The organism is Cellulosimicrobium cellulans (assembly GCF_042723955.1).
GTDB lineage: Bacteria > Actinomycetota > Actinomycetes > Actinomycetales > Cellulomonadaceae > Cellulosimicrobium > Cellulosimicrobium cellulans_H.
In genome coordinates, this window is record NZ_JBHXIC010000010.1 from 11,226 (window position 1) to 35,747 (window position 24,522).

A 24,522-nucleotide genomic window follows, 5' to 3' on the forward strand; every position below is an offset into this window, starting at 1 on the left:
GGGGGCGCGCAGGCGGGGGCCGCGCGCGCTCCGCCCCTCGGGCGGGTGGGGGGGTGCGGGACCCGCCCCCGCCCGCCCCCCCCCGGCGGCCGCGGGCGCCGCGCGCGCGAGCGACCCTGAGGCCCCGCCGCTCGGCGCGCAGGCGCAGGCCCAGCTCGCGGACCAGAGCGCCGCCGCGACGGCCGAGCGCCCGACCCCGCCGCCCCCCGGCCCGGAGCTGGAGCACACGCTCGAGGCGCTGCGTGGCGGTCGTTCCGCGACCACGGCAGACTGACCGCGTCCGGCCGAGACCTCCTCAGACCTACCCCGCACCCGGAAACACCACCGAAGGAACCCACTGGTATGAGCAGCACGATCGCCGGAAACGGGGAGAAGTCCCTCGTCCTCGCCTCGGGGCGCGCGCACCCCGAGCTCGCCAACGACGTCGCGCGGGAGCTGGGCATCGACCTGCTGCCCACGACCGCGTACGACTTCGCGAACGGCGAGATCTACGTCCGGTTCGGCGAGTCGGTGCGCGGCGCCGACGTCTTCATCCTCCAGAGCCACACCGCACCGATCAACCAGTGGATCATGGAGCAGCTGCTCATGGTCGACGCCGCGAAGCGCGCCTCGGCCCGCACCATCACGGTCGTCCAGCCGTTCTACGGCTACGCCCGCCAGGACAAGAAGCACCGTGGCCGCGAGCCGATCTCGGCCCGCCTCATGTCCGACCTGTTCACCGCGGCGGGCGCCGACCGCCTCATGAGCGTCGACCTGCACGCCGCGCAGACGCAGGGCTTCTTCGACGGTCCCGTCGACCACCTGTGGGCGATGCCGATCCTCACGGACTACGTCCGCACGCGCGTCGACACCTCGAACGTCACGGTCGTCTCGCCCGACGCCGGCCGCATCCGCGTCGCCGAGCAGTGGGCGGCCAAGCTCGGCGGCGGCCCGCTCGCTTTCGTGCACAAGACGCGCGACATCACGCGCCCCAACCAGGCCGTCGCGAACCGCGTCGTCGGCGAGGTCGAGGGCCGCGACTGCGTGCTCGTCGACGACCTCATCGACACCGGTGGCACGATCGCCGAGGCGGTGCGCGTCATCCTCGCCGCCGGTGCGCGGTCGGTCATCGTGGCCGCGACGCACGGCGTGCTGTCCGACCCGGCGGCGCAGCGCCTCTCGGAGTGCGGGGCGAGCGAGGTCGTCATCACGGACACCCTGCCCATCGCCGCGGAGAAGCAGTTCCCGCAGCTCACCGTGCTCTCCATCGCGCCGCTCGTCGCGCGCGCCATCCGCGAGGTGTTCGACGACGGGTCGGTCACCTCGCTCTTCGACGGCAACAGCTAGGTCCGTCCCAGCCAGGTCGCCCACCGTTCGCGGTCGGTCGGGTCGAGGCGCGTGCGCCCGATCCGATCGCGGACGGCGGTGACGACCTTCGCGGGCAGCTCGGGGTTCGTGGGGCTGACGGTGGCCACGTCGTGGGTGAGCAGCACGTCCGCGACGTCGTGGCGGCCTCGTGCCTCGGGGAGATCCTCCACCAGGTGCGCTGCCGCGCGGAGCTCCGCGACCGCCTCGGGCGTGGTCGCGAGATCGGTGCTCAGGACGGGTGGGCGACGCGCGAGGATCCGCTCCGTCGTCGTGAGGCCCGCGGCGCGCAACGGGTCGGCGTGCCGTGCGAACGGCTGGACGTCGAGCAGGCCGGCGGGGTCGGTGCCGAACTCGTCGAGGTACTCCGGACGTCCCCGGTAGGCCGTCAGCATGGGGTCCTTGTGCAGCCAGCCGAGCATCCCCGGGAGCTCGACCGCGCGGCGCAGATGTTCAGTGGCGCGCCGCGCGTCCACGTCCTGCAACGGCCGCCGGATCGCGTAGGTGCAGGCGAGGTTGTAGTCCCCCATGGGAGTCGCGCAGAACCGCGGGGCGGTGGTGAGAGGCCGCGGCTCCTCGCCCGTCGCCTGGGTGTAAGCGACCCGCAGGTCGTCGCCCTGCACGGACTCGGGGTCCGGCGATCCCGCCCGTGGGGCCGACACCCCTTCGCTGCCGGCTCCGTCGGCGATCGCCTGGTGGTACATGGTCTCGGCGGCGTCCCGGAGCCTCTGCACGAGCGCGTCCTCGCGTCCGGCGGCGCGCTCCTCGCCCAGGGACGCGAGAAGCTCGCGGACCGCTCTCCTGGCACCGGTGTCGAGATGCCCGACCGGAGGTGTCGTGTCTCGGTGCGCAGCGAAGCACGCGTTGGTCGCGACGACCGCGCGCGAGTACAGCGCGCGCAGGCGCAGGGAGCGGTAGCCGTCGAGCCCCTCTGTGCGACCGACGAAGGCATCGAGCCACCGTCTGTAGTCGTCCAGGTCCTCGCGCGTGGTGTCGCGCCGGGCGGTGGCGTTCGCGAACGCGACCTGGGCGAGGTCGTTCGCCGGGTCGAGGCTTACCGCCCGTGCCAGGAGGGACCTCTTGTGCTCGGAGGTCGCGGCGAGGTCAGTCTGGGCGACGTAGTAGAGCGCGAGGCTGCGCCACTCCGTCGCGCCGCACAGTCCTTCGAAGCCGGGGTGGTGGCGCGAGAGTGTCATGAGCACGACGGCCGCGGCGGCGCGGTGCAGGTCGATCTTGGCGGAGACCTCGGCCGTCTCGGGGCTCTTGGTCTCGGATCCCAGGATGCGGGCACGGTCGACGACGGCAGAACCTGCCGCTCGTCCGTTGCGCGTGACGACGACGGACAGGTTGTCGGGACTGGTCACCCCGACCCGGACGCGCCAGGGCACGGACCCGAGGAGCCACTGCACCACGGTCAGGGCCGCCTTGGCGAACGCCTGCTGCGGCAGCTCGGTGAGCGTCGACCCGCCCAGGGTGTTGATGTCGGTGGCCGTCGGGGTCTCGAGGCCCCGAGGCGGTTCGGCACCGAGCTCGGCGAGAAGTGCGACGAGGTGGCCGCCACCGGACCCGTCCTCGGACGACGACCGGTCGCCGCTGTCCGACGTGACGTCGACCGTCAGTCGCAGCCTGGTCGCGAGGACCGTCCCGGTCAGCAGCACCCCGAGCCCCGCGGCAGCCGTACCGGGCAGGAGCGTGCCGACGAGCCCGAGCTCTCGGACCCCGACGACGATGTCGAGCACGCTCGCGGCGAGCCCGAGGCCACCGAGCAGGATCGTGGCCAGTGAGAGCGCGGCGAGGACGCTCGGCCACCCGGCACTCGCCGTGCCGTTGGAGGGCGCGCCTTGACGCGCGTCGCGGGCGAGCCACGCAGCGGCGATGCCGGCGCCCAGCGTGACGAGCACGAGCACTCCGGTGACGACGCCGCCGGCGCGTGCGTCGCCGGCAGACCACGGTGCGGTCGCGGCAGGAGGGCCCCAGACGAGTAGCGCGGCACCGGACACGAGGGCGACCCAGCCCGCGACGGTGGCCGCGCAGCGTTGCCGTGTCGTCAGGACGGGCCAGTGCAGCGTGGTGGGCAAGATGGCGCGAGCGAGCACGGCGAGCAACAGGACCGCGACCCCGAGAGCGAGCAGAGGAGTGCCGAGCGGCTCGACCGACTCCACGAACGTGCGCCATGCCCGGCCGATTCGCTCGGTGGCAGCTTGCGGCGCGTCCTGGAGCACCTCGGCGGCGGTGACGTTCTGCTCGTCGATCGCGAGCGCCTGCTCGGCCCGAGCCGTGGCCGCCGCCCACGACCCCGACGAGCCCGACGCGGGCGGCTCGCCACCGGGCACCAGGAGCCTCGCGTCGTCGGCCACGTCCTGGGCGGTCGAGATCGCGGCGCCGGCCGCCGCGTACGCGTCGTCGCACGCCCGATCCTCGTCGAGCTCGGTCACCCCGCTGCCGGACAGAGAGCTCGACCGGTACGCGTCGATCAGGGTCTGTGCGTCACCGGGGCGGGCGCCGTCGACCAGTGCGAGCGCCTCGCTGCACGCATGAGGCGTGCGCGGTTCCTCGTCGGGCGCGTTGTCGGCCGACGCCGGGGCGCACGGGGCGAGGGCTCCGAGCAGAACGGCCACGGTGATGAGGACACGGCGCATGCGGACCTCCGGCGCTCTGCTGTCGCGACGTGGTGCCCCCACCAGGAGAGTGGCAGCCGGGAGCCGTTCGTGCAGGGTGCGCGCGGGTGAATTCGGGGCGGCACTCGCCCACCCGTGCGAGCATGGCCGCCATGAGCGCATCGGGAGTGACCACCACCGGACAGGGGGCGGTGACCGCGGCGCCGGACGTCGCGGTCGTCGAGCTGGGCGCGGAGTCGAGCGCGCCCGGCGTCCAGGAGGCCCTCGACCGGGCGAACACGGGGCTCGCCGCGGCGCGTGACGCGCTCGTCGCGGCGGGCGTCGACCCCGCGGACGTGCGCACGTCGCAGACGTCGACCTGGACCGAGCAGCGCGACGACGGCCCGCGCACGACGGCGCGGCTCACCCTGCGTGCGACCGTGCGCGACGTCGCGGCGTGCGGGGAGATCGTCCGCGCCGCCCTCGACGCGGCCGGGCCCGTCGCGCGGCTGGACTCGACGAGCCTCGCCGTCGGCGACCCGGGACCGCTCGCCGTCGCGGCGCGCGACGCCGCCTTCGCCGACGCGCGCTCGCGCGCCGAGCAGTACGCGCGGCTGGCGGGCCGCTCGCTCGGCCCGGTCGTCGAGGTCCGCGAGGACACGGGCGGGCCTGGCCCGATGCCGCGCCTGATGGCCGCCAAGGCCGCGAGCGACGCACTCGTCGTCGAGCCCGGCACGCAGGAGGTCCGCGCGAGCGTGACCGTGCGTTGGGAGCTCGCGGACTGAGCTCCCGGAGAGCGCGCGACCGTGAGGGCCGCACGCCCGGGCCATGACAAAAGGCAGGTGTTCCCGGTCCTCGCGCGCCGTAGCGTGAGGACCATGCTCATCCTCGAGGACTACCTGCTGCTCACGCTCGACGACGTGACCGGGAAGACCGTCGTCGACGCCTCGTACCGCGAGCAGGTCGCCGCGGGGGCGCTCCTCGTCGAGCTGGCGCTCCTGGGCCGCGCCGACCTCGCCGGCGACGGCGACGGCGGGCGCGTCGGCCGGATCGTGGTGCGGGACCCGTCACCGACGGGCAACGCGCTGCTCGACGAGGCTCTCGACGTCGTGCGGTCGCGCGAGGGGTCGAAGCCCAAGGCGCTCGTGGCGCCCCTCGCGAAGCTCAAGCCGGCGTCCCGCGCGATCGGGTCGCTCGCGGAGCGCGGCGTCCTGCGCCGCGAGGAGGGGCGCGTGCTGGGGATCTTCCCCACCACGCGCTGGCCGGCCGCCGACACCCGGCACGAGGACGGCGTCCGCGCCGACCTGTGGCGCGTCCTGGTCGACGGCGGTGCGCCGGACCAGCGCACGGCCGCCCTGGTCGCGATCCTCGCCGCGACCGGGCAGGCGGGCCGCGTGCTGGCCGCGGGCGACGGCCGTGGAGCTCCGGCCGTCGTCGACGGCGGGGTCGGCCTGTCCGGGTCGCGCCGCCGCTCCGTCGACGCGCGCGCGAAGGAGATCGCGCGGCAGAGCTGGGCGAGCGAGGCCGTGCGCGCCTACGTCGAGGAGATCACCGCGGCGATCCTCGTGGGCGCCACGGTCGCCACGACGGCAGCGGCGACGAGCTGACGACGGAAGAGCGGGCGCGGGTTTCGTCCCACCGTCCCGCCCGGGTACAGTAGTCAGGTTGCCTCGGCGAGGGACGTCTGACGGCCGGCAGCGCTGGACCGGTGAGCACACCGGCGGCGCGGGACCGCGAGTGTCAGCCAGACCTGTTGGATCTCCGTTATCGACTGGGCGGTCGTCCTCCTGCGCGCCCGTCACACGTCCCGCGCCGACGCAGCCGCCCGTCCGGGTGGCCCTCTCAACCGTCCGGACAGCCGACCGCTCCCCACTGGTGGCCGGCCCGCAACGTTCTTCCAGGAGTGATCCACGTGTCTGAGATCAAGCTCGCCGCCGAGGCCCGCACCGAGTTCGGCAAGGGTGCCGCCCGCCGCGTCCGCCGCGCCGGCAAGATTCCTGCGGTCCTCTACGGCCACGGCACCGACCCGCTGCACGTGACCCTGCCGGGGCATGAGACGATGATGGCGCTCAAGCACTCGAACGCGCTGTTCTCGATCGAGCTCGACGGCAAGGCCCAGCTCGCGATCGCCAAGGACGTCCAGCGCGAGCCGGTCCGCAACGTCATCGAGCACGTCGACCTGCTCATCGTGAAGAAGGGCGAGAAGGTCGCCGTCGACGTCCCCGTCGTCGTCACCGGCGAGTCCGCCCCCGGCACCATCCACCTCGTCGACCTGCAGACGCTCGCCATCGAGGCCGAGGCGACGCACCTGCCCGAGTCGATCGAGGTCTCCATCGAGGGCCTCGAGGCCGGCTCGCAGATCCTCGCCGGTGACGTGAAGCTCCCGCAGGGCGCCACGCTCACCGCGGACGCCGAGCTCCTCGTCGTGTCGGTCACCGAGCCGCAGGCCGAGGCGACCGAGGACGAGGCCGCCGAGGCTGCCGCGGAGGCTCCCGCCGAGGCCGCCGCGGAGTGATCCTCCCGTCGTCGGCTGACGCCACGACGACCCGCGTCGGACGCCCGGTACCGTGACGGTGCCGGGCGTCCGTGCGCCCGCACCGCAGACCGCCCCGTACCCACCCGCAGCAGCGTGCCGCCCCGCGCGGGACCCGGACGAAGGACGAGAGACGACATGACCGACCAGCCGTGGCTCGTCGTCGGGCTCGGCAACCCCGGGCCGACGTACGCGGGAAACCGCCACAACCTGGGCCACATGGTCCTCGACGTCCTCGCGGGACGCGCCGCCGCCCGGTTCGCGCGCCACCCGCGCGCGCAGGCCGCCGTCGCCGAGGCCCGCATCGGGATGCTGCCCGGCGGACGACCCGGGCCGCGCGTCGTCCTGGCCAAGCCGACGACGTACATGAACGTCTCGGGCGGCCCGGTGTCGGGGCTCGCGAAGTACTACGGGATCGACCCGGACCACGTCGTCGTGGTCCACGACGAGGTCGACATCCCGTTCGGCGCCGTGAAGCTGAAGATCGGCGGCGGCGAGGGCGGCCACAACGGCCTGCGCGACATCAGCAAGGCCCTGGGCACCAAGGATTACGTCCGTGTGCGCGGGGGCGTCGGCCGCCCCCCGGGCCGCCAGGATACCGCCGACTTCGTGCTCAAGGACTTCAAGGGCCCCGAGGCCAAGGAGCTCCCGTTCCTGCTCGACGACGCCGCGGACGCGGTCGAGATGCTGCTCACCGAGGGCCTGCTCGCCGCCCAGGGGAAGTACCACACGCGGGCGTAGCGTCGTACGGAGCGGGTCAGGACGCCCGTTTTCACCCGGGTGACGTCGCTTCGTCCCCCACCTGCGGCGGTCCCTCCGACCTAGGCTGAGTGCCTGCGTTCGCGAGGGAGGGCCGATGACCCACGGTGTCGCGCTCGCGCACGACTACGCGACCCAGCGTGGCGGCGCCGAGCGAGTCGCGCTGCTGCTCGCGGACGCGTTCCCGGGCTCGCCGATGTACACGACGCTCTACGACCCGGCCGGCACGTTCCCCGAGTTCGGCTCCCTCGACCTGCGCACCTCCGCCCTCGACCGGGCCGCGCTCCTGCGCCGCCACCACCGGGTCGCGCTCCCGTTCCTCGCGCCCGCCGTCGACCGGCAGCGCGTCGAGGCGGACGTCCTGCTCGCGTCCTCCACGGGCTGGGCCCACGGCTACCGCGGGGCGGGGCGCACGGTCGTCTACTGCCACGCGCCGGCCCGCTGGCTCTACCAGCGCGACCGGTACCTCGGGCCCGCGGAGGGCTCTCCCGCGCACCGCGCGCGACGGGGGGCCGCGGCCGCCGCCCTCGGCCTCCTCTCCCCGGGACTGCGTCGCTGGGACGCCGCCGCCGCACGCCGCGCGGACGTCTACCTCGCCAACTCGACGGTGACGCAACGCGCGATCCGTGACGCCTACGGCATCGAGGCCGAGGTGCTCGCACCGCCGCCCGCGATGCTGCCGGACGGCGAGGAGCGCGCGGTCCCCGGCGTGGCGCCCGGCTTCCTCCTGTGCGTGGCACGACTCCTGCCGTACAAGAACGTCGACGTCGTCGTCGAGGCGGCCCTCGAGACCGGGCGCGAGCTCGTCGTCGTCGGCGACGGCCCGGACCGCGCGCGGCTCGAGGCGCAGGCGTCCCGCGGGGGCGGCCGCGTGCACCTGCTCGGCCGCGTCGACGACGCCACCCTGCGCTGGGTCTACCGGAACGCGGCGGCGCTCGTCGCGGCGTCGTACGAGGACTACGGCCTCTCGCCGCTCGAGGCCGGGGCGTTCGGCCGCCCGAGCGTGGTCCTGCGCGACGGCGGGTACCTCGACACCGTGGTGGACGGCGTCAACGGCGTCTTCTTCGACGCGCCGCGTCCGGGTCTCGTCGCGGAGGCGATCGAGGTCGCGGCGGGGCGCCCGTGGGATGATGGCGCCGTCACGGCGCACGTCGCGACGTTCGGCCGCGACCGGTTCGTCGAGCGGCTGCGCGGCGTGGTGGCCCAGCAGCAGGACCGCACCGTCGGCGCGGGCCGACCCGGCGGGGGGAGAGCACAGCGATGACGATCAGGGAGTTCCTCCGCACGATCTGGGCGGGCAAGTACTACGTGCTCGCCGCCGTCCTGGTCGTGGTCGCGGGTGCGCTGTTCTACCTCGCCCGTCAGGAGACGATGTACCGCGCGACCGCGACGGTACAGCTCTACGGCGTGCAGAGCGCGCAGGGCGGTGAGTCGCTCGTCGAGGTGACCGTGGCCACGGACCCCGACGACGTGACGTCGCCCGAGGTGGCGGCCGCAGCCGCGACCGCGCTCGGGGAGCCGGCGAGCTCCGCCGACGAGCTGGCGGCCCTGGTGGAGGCCGATGTGGACGGCGAGAGCAAGACGGTCGCCGTCAAGGCGACGACCCCGGACGAGGCCTGGTCCGTGGAGGTCGCCAACGCGTTCGCGGACGCGTACGCAGCCCAGCTCGTGATCATCCAGGGGGCGCAGGCCACTGAGCTCGAGGCACGCCGGCAGGCGCTGGCCGAGCAGCTCACGGGCGTGCGGCAGCGCCTCGCCGCGGACGGCGAGGACCCCCTCGCGCTCGCCGAGCAGGACATCATCGTGGGCGACTACTCCGCGCTCACCGTCCAGATCAACTCGCTGCGCGGGATCGCCGTCCCGGGCGAGGTTGTCATGCCGGCAACGGGTTCGGAGGCGCTCGGCCTGTCCCGCGCCACGGTGCTCGCGCTCGCGATCCTCGTCGGCCTGGTCGCCGGGATCGGGCTCGCGTTCGCTCGTCGCGGGCTCGACGTCCGCGTCCGGAGCGCGGCCGAGTCCACGCGGCTCACCGAGACGCCCGTCCTCGCGGAGCTCTACGGCACGCGCCCGGCGGAGAAGGAGTTCGCCCACACGCACGCGCTGCCCGTCGCGAGCAAGGTGGCGACGCCGTTCACGGAGTCCATCCGCGAGCTGCGCACCGCCGTGCAGGTCTCCACGGCCGGGATGAAGCACGCGGTCGTCGTCGTCACGGCGGCAGACCCGTCAGCCCCGCGCTCGTTCATCACAGCCAACCTCGCGGCGTCGTTCGCGCTCAGCGGGCGACGCACCGTGGCGCTGTCGGGCGACCTGCGGCGCCCACAGCTCGACCGCATGCTCCCGGCCCCCGAGGACTGGGCCGGGCAGGACCAGGAGCTGCGCCCGACAGCGGTGCCGAACCTGCGCGTCATGCCGGTGCCCGAGGAGGAGATGGATCCCGCCGACTTCCTCGCCACGGAGCGGGCGCGAGGACTCGTCCGGAGCCTGCGCGACCACGCGGAGGTCGTCGTGGTGGACGCGCCTCCCGTCCTGGCGGCGGCCGACGCGACGATCCTCGGCGGCTACGCGAACGGCGTCGTCCTCATCGCCTCGGCGGGTCGTACCGACCGTGCGGTGCTCGCCGAGGCGGTCGAGCGGCTGCGCGTCAGCAACGTCCCGCTGCTGGGCATCGCGCTGACCGGGGTCACGGGCGACCGGCGCATGCTCTACGCCTCGACGTACGGCGACGACGCCGAGCAGGAGGTGGGCGAGGGCGTCGTCCAGGCGGCCGCGGCGCCGGTTACCTCCACCACGCGAAGCACCGCCGAGGCGGGCCTCGCCGAGGGTGCCGAGGTGGCGCTCGCGCTGTCCGTGCCGGTGCGCTCCGGCACGTCGGAGACCGAGCCTGCCGGGGACGACGCACAGCAGCCCGTCGGGACGCGACGCGCGTCGGTCGCCGCCGCCGCGGTCCCGGTCGACGACACGTCGGGTCGCTCGACAACGCCGCCCGCCGCACCGGTCGGTGGTGCACCGGTGCCCGAGAGCGCGACCGACCCCGGGGAGCCGCATGCCCGCGGCAAGCGGCGCGCGGTGCTGGCCCCGGCGTGGAGCAAGGTCGAGCCGGCCACGCCGGAGGAGACCGGTGACGAGAGCGCACCCGACGAGCGCAAGCGCCCCTTCCGGTGGTGACGGTCCCGGGCGGTCCACCGCTCCGGGTCCTCGTGCTCGACCACACGGCGGAGCTGGGCGGGGCTGAGCTCGCGCTCGTGCGCACGTGCGCGGCGCTCAGGCCCGACGTGGACGTCCGGGTGCTGCTCTTCGCCGACGGCCCCCTGCGTGCGCACCTCGAGGACCTCGGGGTCCGGGTCGAGGTCGTGCCGCTCTCGCCCTCCGTGGCGACCGCGGACCGAGAGTCGGCGGGACGGCTGTCCGCCGCGACCGTCACGGGCGCCCTCCGCATGATCCCCTTCCTCTGGCGGCTCGCGCGACGCGTGCGGGTGCTGCGTCCCGACGTCGTGCACACCACGTCGCTCAAGGCGGACCTCCTGGGGATCGTGCCCGCGACGCTCTCCCGCCGGCCCCTCGTGTGGCACGTCCACGACCGCATCGCTCCCGACTACCTGCCCGGCCCGCTCGTCCGGGTCGTGCGCGGGCTGGCGCGCCGGGTCCCGGCGGCGGTGGTCGCGAACTCGCGCGCGACGGCGGCGACGCTGCCCGTGACGACGGCGGTCGCGTACCCCGGGTTCGCGCCGGCGCAGGCGGCGGGCGCCGAGGGCGCGCTCGCCGCACGACCCGACGTGCCGGACCCCGTGGTCGTCATGGTCGGCCGGATCAGTCCGACCAAGGGCCAGCTGGAGGCGGTGCGCGCCCTGCGGACGGTCGTGGACGCCGCGCCGACGGCTCGGCTGCGGGTCGTCGGCGAGCCGGCGTTCGGTGCCGAGGACTACGCCGCGCAGGTCCGGGCAGAGGTGACGCGGCTCGGCCTCGACGACCACGTCGACCTTCTCGGGTTCGTCCCCGACCCGCGCGCGGAGCTCGATCGCGCCGCCGTGTGCGTGCACGCGTCGCCCGTGCCCGAGCCGTTCGGGCAGGTCGTCGTCGAGGCGATGGTCCGCGGCGTGCCGGTCGTCGCGACGCGCGCGGGGGGCGTCGAGGAGATCCTCGACGACCCCGAGGCGGGTACGCCCTCGCTCGGGCTCCTCGTACCGCCGGGCGACGCCGACGCGCTCGCCGCCGCCGTCCTCGACGTGCTGCTCGACCCGGTCGCGGCCCGCGAGCGTGCGCTGCGCGCGCGGACGGCGGCGTTGCGCCGGTTTCCGGTCGAGCGCACGGCGCGCGTGCTCACGGACGTCTGGACGACCGTGTCCGGACGAGCGCGTCGCGCATGAGCGCGGCCTGACCGCGCCACGTCGGGACGTCGGGCGGGTCGGTGTCGAGCTGGTCGGGTCGCGGTGGCGCCGCGCCGTCGAGCGCGCCGAGCACCGCCGTCGGGAACTCCTCGCCCGCCGCGACCCGTACCCCGGGCTCGTCCCGGAACCCCGCCACCGGCGTGGACACCACCGGCCGCTCGACCGCTCGGTACTCGTAGAGCTTGATGGGGTCAAGGCTGTCCGTGAACGCGTCGACGACGTGCGGGACGAGGAGGACGTCGGCGTGGCGCAGGTAGGCGGGCACGTCGGTCCAGGGGCGGGGCCCGAGGAGCGCCACCCCCGCGCGTGCGAGGTCAGCGTGCTCGGCGGGGGAGAGGTCCACCACCGGCCCGACGAGGACCACCCGGGCGCTCCCTTGCAGCGCCCGGGCCGTGGCGAGCAGCAGCGGGACGTCGAACCGGTCGGGGTGCACGGTCCCGACGTAGAGCGCGACCCTGCCCGCCGGGAGGTCGGCCGGTCGGGGGTACGCGCGGCGGTAGCGGTCGAGGTCGACGCCGTTCGTCAGGAGGGTCACGTCGCGGGTCGCCCCCTTGCGGTCGACCAGTCCGGCGGAGCACACCGTCACCTCGGCGCACCGGTCGAGCAGCGTCGCCTCGTCGTCGACGAGGCGTGCGTGCTCGGCGGGGGAGCGGTCGGCCGCGAGCCAGTCGTCGGTGACGTCGTAGAGCGCGGGCCATCCCGTGCGGCGCACGACGGCGGCGCCGGACGGGTCGTTGACCCACAGCACGGGACGGCGCAGCCCTGCGCGTGCCGCGACCCGCTCGACCGACCGGGCGAGACGAGAGTCCACGCGCGGGTCGACCTTGCGGGGGAGCCACTTGGTCGGCTCGTGGAGGAGCACTCGACCCGGGGCGACGCCGTCCAGGTCGAGCGCGGCGCGCAGCCCCCGGCCAGGGCGGGGGACACCGCGCCGGCTGAGCCGGTGCAGCGGGTCGGCCGCCGGCTCGACGAACAGGACCCGAGCCGTCGGGTCGACGCGGCACAGCTCTGCGACGAGGTACTGGTTGCGTCGCCAGACCTCGTCCCAGCGCTCGAGCGACAGGACGACGACGTCGCCCGTGCCCGTGCCGCCCGTCACGCGAGCACCGTGCGGTAGACGGCGTCCGTCCCGGCGACCTGCGCCGCGGGCGTGAAGCGTTCGCGCTGGGCGGCGCGCCCGGCAGCCGCGCAGGCGTCCCGGCGCGCGGGGTCGGTCGCGAGGGCGACCAGGGCACGGCCGGCGGCGACCGCGTCCTGCGCGGGGTAGAGCGTGAGCGGGTCGATCCCGCCGAGGGTCTCGCGGTGCCCGCCCGCCGCCGAGGCGACGACCGGCAGCCCGCTCGCCATCGCCTCGAGCACGCTCAGGCCCAGGCCCTCCACGGGGCACGGCGCGACGAGCAGGCCGGCGCGCCCCAGGAGGACGTCGACGTCGTCGCGCGCCCCGAGGAACGACGTGACGCCGGCGATGCCGAGCGACCGGGAGAGGTCCTCGAGCGCCGTCCGCTGCGCGCCGTCGCCCGCGACCTCGAGCCGCCACCCGCGGCCCCCGAGCCCGGACGCCGCGAACGCCTCGAGCGCGAGGTCGGTGCGCTTCTCGGCCTCGAGCCGCTGGACGACCAGCACCACCGCGTCGCGCTCGGTCGCCCGGGGGCCGTCCGGGCGGTCGTCCACGCCCGGGTGCACGACCACGCTCGCGCCCTCGACGTGCTCGGCGACGTACCGGCTGATGGCGATCTGCGCTCGGACGGACGACGACGCCACGGCGGCGACGAGCCGCCCGCGTGCGCCGGTGCCGCGTCGTCGCGCGAAGTGGCGCGTCGAGACGACGGGCGCGAGCCCGCGCGTCGTCCGGGCGGCGACGGCCGCGGCGATCTCCGCGGCCGTCATGTGCACGTGCACGACGTCGGCCGCGGCCCCGTGACGGCGCAGCGCGCGCACCACGTCGCCGGTCGAGGCAGCAGGGAGGAGGGGGACGGTCGGGTCGCCCACCGTCGCGCGCATGCCCTCGGGCGCCCCGCCCACGACCGCCACGTCGTGGCCCGCCGCCGACTGTGCGCGCGCGAGCCGGGCGACGTGCCGCTCGACACCGGCGAAGCCGTCGGACCGGACGGCATGGAGGATCCTCACGGGTGCGGCTCCGATCGTGGGGTCGTGAGGGCGGTCGCGAGCTCGAGGTACCGGCGGGCGACGGCGTCCCAGTCGTGGCGCTCGGCGGCGGCGCGGCACCTCGCGCCGACCTCGTGGCGCGCGTCGTCGTCCAGGGCGGCGGCCGCCGCGAGACCGGTGCGGACGCCGTCGACCGTCCGCTCCACCAACCACCCGGTGACGCCGTCCTCGATCACGTCGGGTGCGTAGCCCACGGGCGTCGCGACGACCGGGACGCCGCACGCGAGCGCCTCGAGCACGACGAGCGCGTTCGCCTCGTAGGCGCTCGGCAGGGCGAGGGCGTCGGCCGCGTGGAGCCAGGGGAGCGGGTCGGGGACGCGGCCGGAGAGGTGCACGCGGTCGGTCGTCCCGAGGCGGGCGACCCGCGCCCGGACGTCGGCGAGCATGTCGGGCGTCCCGCCGACGACGCTCACGTGGACGGCGGGCAGGTCCGCGGCCGCGGCGAGCAGGAGGTCGAGGCCCTTGCGGTCGAACTCGTGGCCGACGAACACCACGTGCACGGCGTCCTCGGGGACGCCGGCCGCTGCGCGGGCGCGGGCGCGCTCGGCGGGCGCGGGCGGCGCGAACCGCGCGACGTCCACGCCGTTGCCGATCACGACCGTGCGGGCGCGCAGGCGCGGGTACGTGCCGCGCAGCGCGTCGCGCTCGGACCGCGTGAGGTTGACGACGACGCGGTGCGAGCTGCCGCGGTACCGGACCGCGTCGCGGGCGGCGGTGAAGAGGTGCAGCGGGTTGCGGACCATGCGCCACGCGTACCCGCCGCGCGCCCGCATGGCGACCCGGAGGATGCCGTGGTTCACGTACACGTCGCCGGCGAGGACGTCGTTGTGACAGATCGAGACGAGGGCGTCCGCCGAGCCGCGGAGCGCCTGGCGCTCGCGCGCGATCCTGCGCCGCGCGAGGACGCTCCCGACCGTGGAGAACCACACGACCCGAGCGAGGAGCACGAGCCGCCCGCGCACGCCCGGACCGGGCTCGGGCAACCAGTCCCCCCGCGCGTCCGCGAGCGTGAAGCGTCCGGTCGCCACGCCGGCGCGCTCGAACGCCTCCTCCAGGTGGTGCGCGACACCGCCCACGCCGCTTCCCGGGGCGATCTCGGGGGCGATCTGCAGGATCCGCAGGTCGGTCATCGTTCGGCCATCTCCCGCACGGATCGCAGCTCGTCGAGAGGGAGCTCCCGACCGGTCACGTCGCGGGCGCGCTGCCGCGACCCGGCGTACGACTCGGCGCCCAGGCACACGCCGACGATCACGAACGGGACGGTCACCTGGACGGACACCCAGAACAGGTCGAACTGGCCCTGGACGAAGCGCATCATGAGCATCGAGAACGCGAGGGTCCCGAAGCGCGGGTTGATCCGCCAGAGCACGCCCATCCCCCCGAGGAACAGCACGAGGAAGCCGACCAGCCCGACGATCCCGGCGGACGTCAGCACCTCGAGCTCGACGTTGGGCGGCTGGAAGACGAACTCCGTGACCCCCGCGGTCCACCAGCGCAGCCCCATCCCGACCCACGGGCTGCGCTGCCACACGTCGATCGAGTCCGCGTACCACGTGAGGCGCTGGTTGGCGGAGTTGAACTCGTTCCCCGACGCCAGCTGCTCCTGCACCGCGAGCACGACGAAGTAGATCGCCGGGACCGCCGCGAGCAGGATGAGCTTCGAGCGCTTGCGGTCGGGGTCACCACGCAGCGTGATGAGCATGATGCCGATCGCGAGTCCGATGAGGGCTTGTCGCGCCTGCGCCGCGAGCACGCCGAGCGAGCACAGCCAGAACGCGCCGAGCGAGAACCAGCGCGGCCACCCGACCCACCAGGGCCTCGCGTAGGCCGTCAAGGCGGCGAACGCGAGCACGCACCCGATGAAGTTCTTGTGCATCGCGATCGGCGAGTCGATGTACACCGGGCCGGTGTTTCCCGCGGCGAGCTGCTGGAGCGCGACGAGGCACGTCTGCGCCGCGATGGCGAGGCAGGGGACCAGGAAGAGCGTCAGCCCGAGCCGCGCGCGTCCAGACCGTCCGACGGCCCAGCCGAGGACGAGTGCCCCCCCGACCGAGACCCAGGCGTGGAACCACTCCACGACGTTCGCGGTGAACGGGTTGACGACGACCGTGAAGAGGGTGGCGACCTGGTAGACGAACGACAGCCAGAGCATCGCCCGCATGGGCTTCGAGAAGGGCCGCGGCGAGAAGAAGAGCGCGAACCAGAACGCGCCGAACAGCGCGAAGTCGCTGAGCGAGAGGTCGACGCCGCCGCCGCCGACGCGCTGGACCACGACGAGTGCCGGCATCGCGAGGATCGGCAGTGCCACCGGCTCGTAGGCGGTGAGACCGACGATCAGCACGAGCAGGGCGCCCGCGACGGCCGCCGTCTGCAGCGCGGGAACCACGAACCCGAGCATGGCGAGCAGGGCGACGACGACGGCCCCGCCCGCGACCCAGGACGCCACGGTCCGGGTCCGGGCGAGCGCGGCACCTCGGACGCGCGGTGCGCGGTAGAGGACGGGGCGCCGTCGCGGCAGGCGGACGTCGGGGAGATTCACAGGGAGGACTCCGCGCGGACCGGCCCGGTGAGGTAGAGCCGTAGCCTGCGCCGGGCGGTGTCCTGCCCGTCGCCCCGCAGCGCGACGGACCGCACCGCGGCCCCGACCACCGCGCCCGCTCGCGCGAGCGCCCAGCCGGCGCGACCGTGGTGCTTGCGCAGGTAGCGCTCCTGCGACGCGTGGAAGTGCGTCTCCCGGCGCGTCGGGTCGGTGCTCGTCGCGCCGCCGAGATGCAGGGCGCGCGCCTCGGGCACGACCCGGTGCCGCCAGCCCGCGCGGACCGCGCGGTACGCCCAGTCGGTCTCCTCGGCGTACAGGAAGAAGCGTTCGTCGAAGCCCCCCACGTCGTCCACCGCGGCGGCGTTGAGCAGCAGCACCGAGCCGATGACGAACGAGCGCTCCGCCGGGGTCCGGCGCAGCCGCGCGAGCCCGACCGCCTCGACCCACGTGGCCGCCGGGGACGGGAACGGCCAGACGACGCGCGCCCGGACGCCCTCGTCGTCGACCTGCTCCGGCCCCACGCTCGCGGTCCCCGGGGCGGCGTGGAGCGCGCGGTGCAGGGTCTCGACGTCCTCCGGTGTGACGACGGCGTCCGGGTTGAGCAGCAGGACGTCGGCCCCCGGCAACTCCCTGTGGGCCAGCGCGTGGTTGACACCCGCCGCGAACCCGCCGTTGCGGCCCGGGTCCAGGTAGCGTCCGCCCGCGAGCTCGGTGACCTCCCGGATCTCCGGCAGCGACGAGTTGTCGACGACCGTGATCGGATACTTCCCGGCGAGCGGGGCGAGCGCGTCGCGCACCATCGCGGGCGAGCCGTAGGCGACGACCACGACCTCGGGCGGCACGTCCGCGGACGGGTCACCCCGGTCGGCGACGGTCGTGCGTGCCCGGGCGGACCCGTCCCGGACCGCGGCGAGATAGAGCTCCTCGTAGCGGCGCGCGACCTCGGCCCACGAGCACGACGCCGCGCGCTCGGCCCCTGCCGCGCGCAGGCGGTCGGCCAGGCCGCCGTCGTCGCGGAGGCGCCCGAGCGCGGCACGCAGGGCGGCGGGGTCGTCCGGGGTCACGAGCAGACCCGCGCCGCCCACGACGTCGGGCAGCGCACCCGTGCGGCTCGCCACGACCGGGACGCCGCACGCCATGGCCTCGACCGCGACGCGCCCGAACTGCTCGACCCAGCCGGGTGTCTCGCGCGACGGGACGGCGAGCGCGTCGAGCGAACGGTAGAACGCGACGAGCGCGTCGCCCTCGAGCGCGCCGACGAACCGGACCCGGTCGCCGAGCGGGCGTGCCGCCTCCTCGAGCGCCACCCGGTCCGGTCCGTCGCCCGCGACCACGAGGTCGAGCCGGTCGTCTCCCGCCACCGCCGCGAGGAGCACGTCGACGCCCTTGTGCCGCGCGAGCCGTCCCGCGTACCCCACGCGCAGGCGGTCCGCGTCCAGGTCGACCCGACCGGCGTCGGGCGCGGGCGCGAAGACCTCCGGGTCGACGCCCAGCGGGATCGTGTCGACGCGACCCCGGGCGCCCTTGGCGCGCACGATCCGACCGGCTTCGTCGTTGCAGACCGAGACCGCCGCCGCGCCACGCAGCGCACGTGCCTCGAACGACCGGAACGGCCACGGGTAGCGCTTGTCGAGGTTCTGCGCGGAGTACAGGACGAACGGCGGGGCCGGGCGACGCGACACGGCGGCGCGCAGCCGGCGCAGCAGGAGGATCTCCGCGGTCGCGAGCGCGAACGGCTCCTCGTGCACGTCGAGCACGTCCCACTGCTGCCCGAGCGCGCGCCACAGGGGCACCGGGTCGTAGACGAAGAGTGCCGGGTGCGACCCGAACGTCCGCACGCCCCGCACCGGCTCGCCGGGACGCGGCACGAGCCGGACGGTCGTGCCGCCCTCGTCCCACGCGCACGCCGACAGCAGCCGGACGTCGACCCCCCGCGCGCGCAGCTCGCGCTCGCGCTCGCGCCAGGCGTCGACCACGGCGCTGTGCGAGACGCGGAGGACCCTCATGTGGGAGATTGTCCCCCAGCAGGCCGCGGATCCCGCAGGAATCCGCCGATTTCACCCCATCCGTCCGTCGGTCGGTGACGCGTGGCCGTGCTGGACGGGAGTGCGGAGGAGGGAGCGACGTGGGCGAGGTCAGTCCGGCGGGCGACGGCGGCGCCGTCCTCCCGCGCGTGAGCGTCGTCGTGGCGACCAACCGCGGCGGGCCGTTCCTCGCGGAGGCGCTCGCCTCCGTCCTTGCCCAGTCGTACCCCGCCGCCGAGCTGGTCGTCGTCGACGACGGCTCGCCCGAGCCCGAGGTCCTGCTCCGGATCGTCGAGGACACGGCGCGCGGCACCGCCGCCCCGCGTCCGCGCGTGGTGCGACAGGAGGCCTCGGGCGTGTCCGCCGCCCGCAACGCCGGGGTCGCGCAGACGTCCGGGGAGCTCGTCGCGTTCCTCGACGACGACGACCGCTGGCACCCTGACCGGCTCCGGCGGCACGCGGAGGCCATGGCCGCACGGCCGGACGTCGTGGTGAGCTACTGCGGCATGCGGACGATCGACGCCGACGGCGCCGAGCTCGTCGCCGCGGACCAGCGCGCCGCGCACGACCGGCGGGACGTGATCCGCGGGCCGGGCGTCATGCTCCCGAACCTCGTGATCCGCCGGGCGACGTTCGACGCGGTCGGCGGCTTCGACCCGAGGTACCGGCAGGGGGAGGACCTCGACCTCGTGCTCCGTGCCGCGGCTCTCGGGCCCTTCGCGTTCGTCGACGACGTGCTCGTCGACTACCGGCACCACGCGACGAACACCACGAGGTCCTACCGCGACCTCGCCACGAGCATCCGGGTGATCCTGCGGCGCCACCGCGGGGACGCGCTCGCCGCCGGGCGGCGGGACCTCGTAAGGGCCTACGACGACCGGTTGCGGGCGAACGAACGGTTCGCGTGGTGGAGCGCGGGACGCGCGGCGCGCACCGCGCTGACCGGCCGCGCCGTCGGGACCGCGCTCGCCGACGCCGCGTGGGCGGTGCGCTTCGCGCCTTCCACGCCCGTCCGGGTCCTGGCCGCGAGGCTAGGCCGCGGATCCCGCTAGGCCGAGGTCGTCCCACTGCTCCGCGAGCAGGGACTCGACGCGCGGTCGGTCGTGGACGACATCGAGCCGACGGGCCTCGTACCAGCACGTGACCGCCGCCCAGAGCGCGAGCAGCAGGACCCGGTCGCCCGGCACCGGATCGAGTGCGGCCCGTGCGCCCGTGAAGAGGTCCTGCAGGTCGGCGTCGAGGTCTCCCGCGAGGTACGCCGCGAGCACCGCGCCGTGGGCGGAGGCGATCATCCCGACCGGGAAGACGAAGAACGGCGCGAGGACCATCACGCCCAGGTCGATCGGGACGGGGGTCCCGTCGGGGGCGACGACGAGGTTGTTCACCTGCGGGTCCGCGCCGGACGGCACGGTGCGCCACCGCGGGGTGCGGGCGACGAACGCGGCGAGGTCCGCCTGCGGGGGGAACCCGGTCGGCAGCAGGACGCCGTCGAGCAGCGCGACCGCGTTCTCCACGATCCGCCGGGGATCGTCCTCGCCCTCGTGCCGGACCAGCCGCGCGTAGTCCCGGACGAGCGCGCGCGTCAGGTCGACGCGCTCGTGGTCGGTCAGCTCCAGCGGGTGCCTCCCCGTGACGAACTCCTCGACCAGGAGGTCGTCCACGAACCGGTACGACGGGCAGCGGACGTGCTCCGAGAAACGGCGGCGCAGCGCGGTGTACCTGTCGCGCGCGACGTCGGGGCCGAGGGTCCGCGCGACCGAGCGGCCGGGATCGAGCAGGAGCAGCCCGCCCTCGAAGGTCGAGGTCACCACGGTGTACGGGCCCGAGGGGCTGCCGCTCACGAACATCCAGGGCGGCGGGAGCCGCCTCGCGGCGCGCAGGAGGGCGTCACGGACCCGGCGTCCGGACGCGGGCGCACCCGCCGGGTCGAGGTGCTGGCGCGACCGACGGAAGTGCCGCGGCAGGCGCGTGCCGAGCCGGTGCCAGACTCCGTCGTCGGTGCAGACGAAGACGCCGCGGGCCAGGAGATCGGCGTGGCCGAGCGCTCCCGCTCGTGCGGCACGGCGTCGGGACCCGACCCGGTCCCAGCGTGTGACGGCGGCGCGGGCGCGCGCGACGGCGTGGCTCATCGCCGCAGATCGCCCTGCAACGAGGCGGGCCGTGAACGGCTCACCTGCGGTGTCGCGGGGTCGACCCGTGCGAGCCTCCACCCGAGCGACCAGCAGACCCGCCACGCGACGTCGGACAGGTCACCGGGATGCCGCACGGTCGCGGCCTTGCGCACGACGCGACCCGAGACGCGGCCGACGCGGCGCAGCATCGCCGCGGCGCGCCCGGCCACCCGTCGTGCGCTGTCCGGCCTCGGCCCGTCGTCGTGGCCCGTCCCCTCGGCGTCCTGCGGGCCCGGGCCTGTCTGCGCAGGCTCCGCCGCCCGCGCCGCCTCCGCCTCCGTGACGAACTCCGCGTAGCGGTGCATGAGCCGGCGCTCGCCCGCGCCGTAGGAGTACGCCTGGCGGCACACCTCCCACAGCCCGTCCCGCCGCCGCACGTGCAGCACGATCGCCGGGTCGAAGACGAGCTCGTGGCCGTGGAGCTGTACGCGCAGGCAGAAGTCGTCGTCCTCCGCCGTGCGCGCGCCCTCGTCGAACCCGCCGGACTCCTCGAAGACGGCTCTCAGGACACCCATGTTCCCGGAGCCCGCGGTGACGAACTGGGGGAGGAACGGCTTGACCGTGAGCCCGTGCGCCTGCGCGGTCCAGCTCACGGCCGAGCGCGACCCGGCGTTCAGCCGGGCGCCCTCGAACGGGCCCGCGACGAACTCGTGCTCGTCGAGCGCACGCCGCATCGCGGCGACCCACCCGTCGCCGACCTGGTCGTCCGCGTCGCAGAACGCGATACGGGGCGCACGCGCCGCGGCGACGCCGATGTTGCGCGCTGCGCTCGGCCCCCGCCGGGCCGAGGCGTCGACGAGGCGGAGCTCCGGCATGCGGGCCGCCGCCCAGGACCGCACGAGGTCGGCCGTGGCGTCCGTCGACCCGTTGTCGCACACGAGCACCTCCCACGGCCAGGGCGGCCGCTGGGCCAGCAGGGCCTCGAGCTGGGTCGGCAGCCACTCGACCGCGTCGTAGGCCGGGACGACGACGGAGAGCTCGGGGGCGGTCCCGTCCGTGCCGCTCACCGTCGCGCCATCCGCTCGCGGGCGAGGCTGCGCACACGCCGGTGGCGTGCGGTGAGCTCGCCCGAGGTCGACTCCGTGTAGCCCTGCGCCCGGGTGGCGGCGAGGATCCGGTCGAGGACGTCGGCGCGGTCGAACGCGGGAAGCCGCTCGCCGGGCCCGAGCGTCTCGGGGTCGGCGCGCGTGTCGTGCAGCAGGAGGATGGCTCCCGGGAACACGGACGCGACCGCGCGCCGCGCGACCTCCGCCTCCTCGTCGTGCACCCAGTCGAACGCGTCCCCCGACCACAGGGTCAGCTCCAGGCCGAGGCGCCGGACGCCGCGGGCCTGGGCCCACGTGTGCTCGCCGTACGGCGGCCGGTACAGGCTCAGGGCCACGCCCGCGACGTCCTCCACGGCCGCGCGGGCGTCCCGGATCTCGGCCACCGCCGCCGCGTCCTCCTTCGTGAGCAGGGACGAGTGGTCCCGGCCGTGCAAGGCGAGCTCGTGACCTTCCGCGACGATCCGTCGCACGAGGTCCGGGTGGCGGCGCGCGGGCTCCGAGAGCACGAAGAACGTCGCCCGGGCGCCGTGACGCGCGAGGGCGTCCAGCACCCCCGGGGTGCTCCGGGGGTCGGGCCCGTCGTCGTAGGTGAGCGAGAACACGCGCTCCGTGGTGTCGACGCAGAACGTGCCGAGCGACCGGGTGAGCAGTCCCGGCACCAGGCCGCGCGCGTACGCGACGGAGCGGAACGCCCCGGCGGGCGGGTCGTCGCGCTCGATGTCGCGACGGCGGACCACGAGGTCGGGCATCGGTCGCCCCTTCGTGCTGCGGGTGGGGGTGGGCATCATGTCGTGCGGCCGTCGAGCGCGTCGAGGAGCCGGCCCGCCTCGTCCCCGCCGTCGGCGAGCAACCGTGCGCGCAGCGCGTGCACGGCTTCCCCCAGGCTGACGCCCACGACGTGGTGGAACGACCAGTCGTCGTCCGGGTCGAAGGCGGGGTCGAGCGGCCGTGCGCGCGGCGCGGGGTCGTTGCCCGTGACGTCCCCGGAGTCGAGGAACGGGACGCCCGGGGTGCGGGGCGCGAACGTCTCGAAGTCCGTCGCGACGAGGCGCCCGTCCAGGAGCCAGACGTTGTGCGGCTGCAGGTCGCCGTGCAGGTACCCGGCACGGTAGATCTCGAGCAGCACCGTCAGCGCCCAGACGCTCGCGTCGACGCGCTCGTCCCGGCTCATCGACCGGGCGGCGAGGTCGAGCCGGTCCTCGTCGCGCAGGCGCGGCACGGTGAACCCACGCCGGTGCCAGCGCGCCACGGGCATGTGCCACGGGCGGTCGCCGAACAGGTCGTCGGCGAGCCGCTCGGCGGCGAAGCCCGCGCGGCCGAGCTCGGAGCGCGCGAAGTACTTGCCGACCGTGGGGCGCCCGCGCGTGGTCGTGTAGACCGTCACCGCGTAGTCGGTGTCCTTGACGAAGGTCGCCCTGACGGGCGACCCGAAGAGCCGGACGAGCTTCGCGCGGCCCACGACGCGGCTCGTCAGGGACCGGCGCACCCCCGGCTCCGGCCGCACGTCCCGCCCGACGGGTGCGCCCGAGCGCGTGGACGTCGACCCCTCGCCCACGCCGTCGTCGCTCATCGCCGGACCCGGCGCAGGAGCGCGGCAGCGGTGTCGCGCACGCGACGGTACGCCGCTCGCAGCAGGTCGGAGCGGGCGGCGAGCTCACCGACCCGGGACCGGCGCGCGGCGGCGACGAGCTCCGCGCGCGCCTCGTCGACCGGCGACGGCTCGACGTCGGTCATGCGCAGCGCGGCGACGAACGCGTCGTTGCGGTGCACGCCCCGGTCGACCGTGCGCGGGACCGTGTAGCCGTGGCCGGAGAGGAACCCGTCGAGGACGCGCGCCGCGACCTCGTCGTCGGTGATGCTGCCGGCCAGCCCGGCCGGCAGGTCCAGGTCGCGCGCGAGCGCCGAGAGCCGCGGGACGTAGGCGGGCTTGACCGCGGGCTTCTGGACCTTCGCGTGGTAGAGCAGGGAGAACAGGTGGTCGTCGCCGCGCGGGACCGCGAGGCCGTCGGGCGTCCACGTCCGGCGCCGCAGCAGGTGGTCCTGCCAGCGGACGTCGAGGTAGCCGTCGCCCACCCAGCGGACGTCGAACGCGACGGGCAGGCCCCCGACCGTCGTGCCGAAGCGCGCACCGGTGCCGTCGTGGTCGAGCGGCCGCGCGTTGAGGAGCGCCGCGAGGTCGGCCTGGTCGCGCGCGAGCACGTCGATCTCGGGGTCGTCGACGAGCGCCCCCGGCAACCCCTCGAAGTTGCGGAGCACCACGTACTCGCTCGCGCGCCGGAGCACTGCCGCGACCTCGTCGAGCCCCGACCAGCCCGCGTCGCCTACGAGGTCGGCGTCCAGGGTCTCGCGGTGGTGCTCGACGTCGGGGTCGCGCGCGAGGATCTCGTCGAGCCGTGCGGGACCGAGGACGACGGTCGTGTCACGGAAGAACTCGCGCAGGTTGTTGCTCGAGTGCACCGTGTAGCCGCCCGCGATCCGCCGGGCCGCAGCCTTGGCCTCCGCCACGTGCACGTTGGTGAGCTCGAGGTAGCCCGAGACGTTCTGCCGGTAGGCGTAGCGCGGCTCGGGGTCCTCGACCACGACGAGAAGGAACGGGTCGGCACCCACCTCGGCGGGCTTGGGCGACGTCCCCCACAGCCCCTGTCCGTACAGGCGCTCGAAGTTCGTCACGACGCGGTCGGGCGACCAGCGCACCTCGACCTGTGCGAGCAGCCGGAAGCGTCGCCGCAGGATGTCGAGGATCTCGTCCTCGTGCACGCGGGCCTTCGACCAGACCGCCACCATCTGCAGGTCGCGGTCGTACTGGTGCGCGAACGCGCGCCGGTCCGGGACCCACCGGAGCTCCAGGTCCGAGGGCGTGAACGTCGCGACGTCCACCGTCCCGGGGAGCGGCGGGGCAGGCGTGGGGGGCACGCCGACGGCCACGGACTGGTCACGCGCCATGCGTCCTCCAAGGTC

At 75.2% G+C, this 24,522-nt stretch carries 20 protein-coding genes and 1 pseudogene; 10 read left to right on the forward strand and 11 right to left on the reverse strand.

From position 1 onward, the window contains the following. Together ACFWH7_RS04710 and ACFWH7_RS04715 are read left to right on the forward strand one after the other, a co-directional pair. Positions 1 to 274: pseudogene (locus ACFWH7_RS04710) on the forward strand (hypothetical protein); the annotation flags it as partial. 68 nt (positions 275 to 342) lie between these two features. Continuing rightward, on the forward strand, positions 343 to 1,326 hold the full coding sequence (locus ACFWH7_RS04715) for a ribose-phosphate diphosphokinase (protein ID WP_378215288.1): 984 nt from the start codon (positions 343 to 345) through the stop codon (positions 1,324 to 1,326). Here ACFWH7_RS04715 and ACFWH7_RS04720 read toward each other — a convergent pair. After that, positions 1,323 to 3,983, reverse strand: a complete 2,661-nt coding sequence (locus ACFWH7_RS04720) for a hypothetical protein (protein ID WP_378215290.1) — start codon at positions 3,981 to 3,983, stop codon at positions 1,323 to 1,325. The two genes, ACFWH7_RS04715 and ACFWH7_RS04720, sit on opposite strands and share 4 nt — an antisense overlap. A gap of 131 nt (positions 3,984 to 4,114) precedes the next feature. Here ACFWH7_RS04720 and ACFWH7_RS04725 point away from each other — a divergent pair, with 131 nt between their 5' ends. The 7 genes from ACFWH7_RS04725 to ACFWH7_RS04755 all read left to right on the forward strand — a co-directional run bounded on the left by ACFWH7_RS04725 (position 4,115) and on the right by ACFWH7_RS04755 (position 11,597). Next, positions 4,115 to 4,726 (forward strand): SIMPL domain-containing protein, encoded by a 612-nt coding sequence (locus ACFWH7_RS04725; protein ID WP_378215292.1) that lies wholly within the window; start codon positions 4,115 to 4,117, stop codon positions 4,724 to 4,726. Between the two features lie 93 nt (positions 4,727 to 4,819). Beyond that, positions 4,820 to 5,548: a GOLPH3/VPS74 family protein gene (locus ACFWH7_RS04730; protein ID WP_378215293.1), complete on the forward strand. Its 729-nt coding sequence runs from the start codon at positions 4,820 to 4,822 to the stop codon at positions 5,546 to 5,548. A 305-nt stretch (positions 5,549 to 5,853) separates the two neighbouring features. Then, positions 5,854 to 6,456 (forward strand): 50S ribosomal protein L25/general stress protein Ctc, encoded by a 603-nt coding sequence (locus ACFWH7_RS04735; protein ID WP_378215294.1) that lies wholly within the window; start codon positions 5,854 to 5,856, stop codon positions 6,454 to 6,456. A gap of 156 nt (positions 6,457 to 6,612) precedes the next feature. Continuing rightward, entirely contained in the window at positions 6,613 to 7,215 is a 603-nt protein-coding gene (pth, locus tag ACFWH7_RS04740) for an aminoacyl-tRNA hydrolase (RefSeq protein WP_378215295.1), read from the forward strand. Positions 7,216 to 7,330: 115 nt separating this feature from the next. Then, positions 7,331 to 8,497 carry a glycosyltransferase gene (locus ACFWH7_RS04745; protein WP_378215296.1) on the forward strand — a complete coding sequence of 389 codons (1,167 nt, stop codon included), beginning with the start codon at positions 7,331 to 7,333 and terminating at the stop codon, positions 8,495 to 8,497. After that, a complete protein-coding gene (locus ACFWH7_RS04750) occupies positions 8,494 to 10,398 on the forward strand; it encodes a polysaccharide biosynthesis tyrosine autokinase (RefSeq protein ID WP_378215297.1) in 1,905 nt (634 codons plus the stop codon). The genes ACFWH7_RS04745 and ACFWH7_RS04750 overlap by 4 nt, the downstream gene beginning before the upstream one ends. Beyond that, entirely contained in the window at positions 10,395 to 11,597 is a 1,203-nt protein-coding gene (locus tag ACFWH7_RS04755; protein ID WP_378215298.1) for a glycosyltransferase, read from the forward strand. The genes ACFWH7_RS04750 and ACFWH7_RS04755 overlap by 4 nt, the downstream gene beginning before the upstream one ends. Here ACFWH7_RS04755 and ACFWH7_RS04760 read toward each other — a convergent pair. The 5 genes from ACFWH7_RS04760 to ACFWH7_RS04780 are packed head-to-tail and all read right to left on the reverse strand — an operon-like array spanning position 11,551 to position 18,329. Continuing rightward, complete coding sequence (locus tag ACFWH7_RS04760; RefSeq protein WP_378215299.1) at positions 11,551 to 12,717, reverse strand: glycosyltransferase; 1,167 nt, start codon at positions 12,715 to 12,717, stop codon at positions 11,551 to 11,553. The two genes, ACFWH7_RS04755 and ACFWH7_RS04760, sit on opposite strands and share 47 nt — an antisense overlap. After that, positions 12,714 to 13,745: a glycosyltransferase family 4 protein gene (locus ACFWH7_RS04765; RefSeq protein ID WP_378215300.1), complete on the reverse strand. Its 1,032-nt coding sequence runs from the start codon at positions 13,743 to 13,745 to the stop codon at positions 12,714 to 12,716. The genes ACFWH7_RS04760 and ACFWH7_RS04765 overlap by 4 nt, the downstream gene beginning before the upstream one ends. Then, positions 13,742 to 14,914 (reverse strand): glycosyltransferase family 4 protein, encoded by a 1,173-nt coding sequence (locus ACFWH7_RS04770; protein ID WP_378215301.1) that lies wholly within the window; start codon positions 14,912 to 14,914, stop codon positions 13,742 to 13,744. The genes ACFWH7_RS04765 and ACFWH7_RS04770 overlap by 4 nt, the downstream gene beginning before the upstream one ends. After that, positions 14,911 to 16,323, reverse strand: a complete 1,413-nt coding sequence (locus ACFWH7_RS04775) for an O-antigen ligase family protein (protein WP_378215303.1) — start codon at positions 16,321 to 16,323, stop codon at positions 14,911 to 14,913. The genes ACFWH7_RS04770 and ACFWH7_RS04775 overlap by 4 nt, the downstream gene beginning before the upstream one ends. Then, on the reverse strand, positions 16,320 to 18,329 hold the full coding sequence (locus tag ACFWH7_RS04780; protein WP_378215304.1) for a glycosyltransferase: 2,010 nt from the start codon (positions 18,327 to 18,329) through the stop codon (positions 16,320 to 16,322). The genes ACFWH7_RS04775 and ACFWH7_RS04780 overlap by 4 nt, the downstream gene beginning before the upstream one ends. Before the next feature lie 119 nt (positions 18,330 to 18,448). On the opposite strand from ACFWH7_RS04780, the gene ACFWH7_RS04785 reads away from it, so the two are divergent. Continuing rightward, entirely contained in the window at positions 18,449 to 19,399 is a 951-nt protein-coding gene (locus tag ACFWH7_RS04785; RefSeq protein WP_378215305.1) for a glycosyltransferase family 2 protein, read from the forward strand. Here ACFWH7_RS04785 and ACFWH7_RS04790 read toward each other — a convergent pair. Genes ACFWH7_RS04790 through ACFWH7_RS04810 form a run of 5 tightly spaced genes read right to left on the reverse strand, consistent with a single transcriptional unit; the run spans position 19,379 to position 24,507 of the window. Continuing rightward, positions 19,379 to 20,476, reverse strand: a complete 1,098-nt coding sequence (locus ACFWH7_RS04790; RefSeq protein ID WP_378215306.1) for a hypothetical protein — start codon at positions 20,474 to 20,476, stop codon at positions 19,379 to 19,381. The genes ACFWH7_RS04785 and ACFWH7_RS04790 overlap by 21 nt on opposite strands. After that, positions 20,473 to 21,525, reverse strand: a complete 1,053-nt coding sequence (locus tag ACFWH7_RS04795) for a glycosyltransferase family 2 protein (RefSeq protein ID WP_378215307.1) — start codon at positions 21,523 to 21,525, stop codon at positions 20,473 to 20,475. The genes ACFWH7_RS04790 and ACFWH7_RS04795 overlap by 4 nt, the downstream gene beginning before the upstream one ends. Further along, positions 21,522 to 22,313 carry a polysaccharide deacetylase family protein gene (locus ACFWH7_RS04800; protein WP_378215308.1) on the reverse strand — a complete coding sequence of 264 codons (792 nt, stop codon included), beginning with the start codon at positions 22,311 to 22,313 and terminating at the stop codon, positions 21,522 to 21,524. The genes ACFWH7_RS04795 and ACFWH7_RS04800 overlap by 4 nt, the downstream gene beginning before the upstream one ends. Positions 22,314 to 22,348: 35 nt before the next feature. Next, positions 22,349 to 23,134 (reverse strand): BUD32 family EKC/KEOPS complex subunit, encoded by a 786-nt coding sequence (locus tag ACFWH7_RS04805; protein ID WP_378215309.1) that lies wholly within the window; start codon positions 23,132 to 23,134, stop codon positions 22,349 to 22,351. Then, positions 23,131 to 24,507 carry a hypothetical protein gene (locus ACFWH7_RS04810; RefSeq protein WP_378215310.1) on the reverse strand — a complete coding sequence of 459 codons (1,377 nt, stop codon included), beginning with the start codon at positions 24,505 to 24,507 and terminating at the stop codon, positions 23,131 to 23,133. Before ACFWH7_RS04810 ends, ACFWH7_RS04805 begins: the two co-directional genes overlap by 4 nt. Between the last annotated feature and the right edge of the window lie 15 nt (positions 24,508 to 24,522).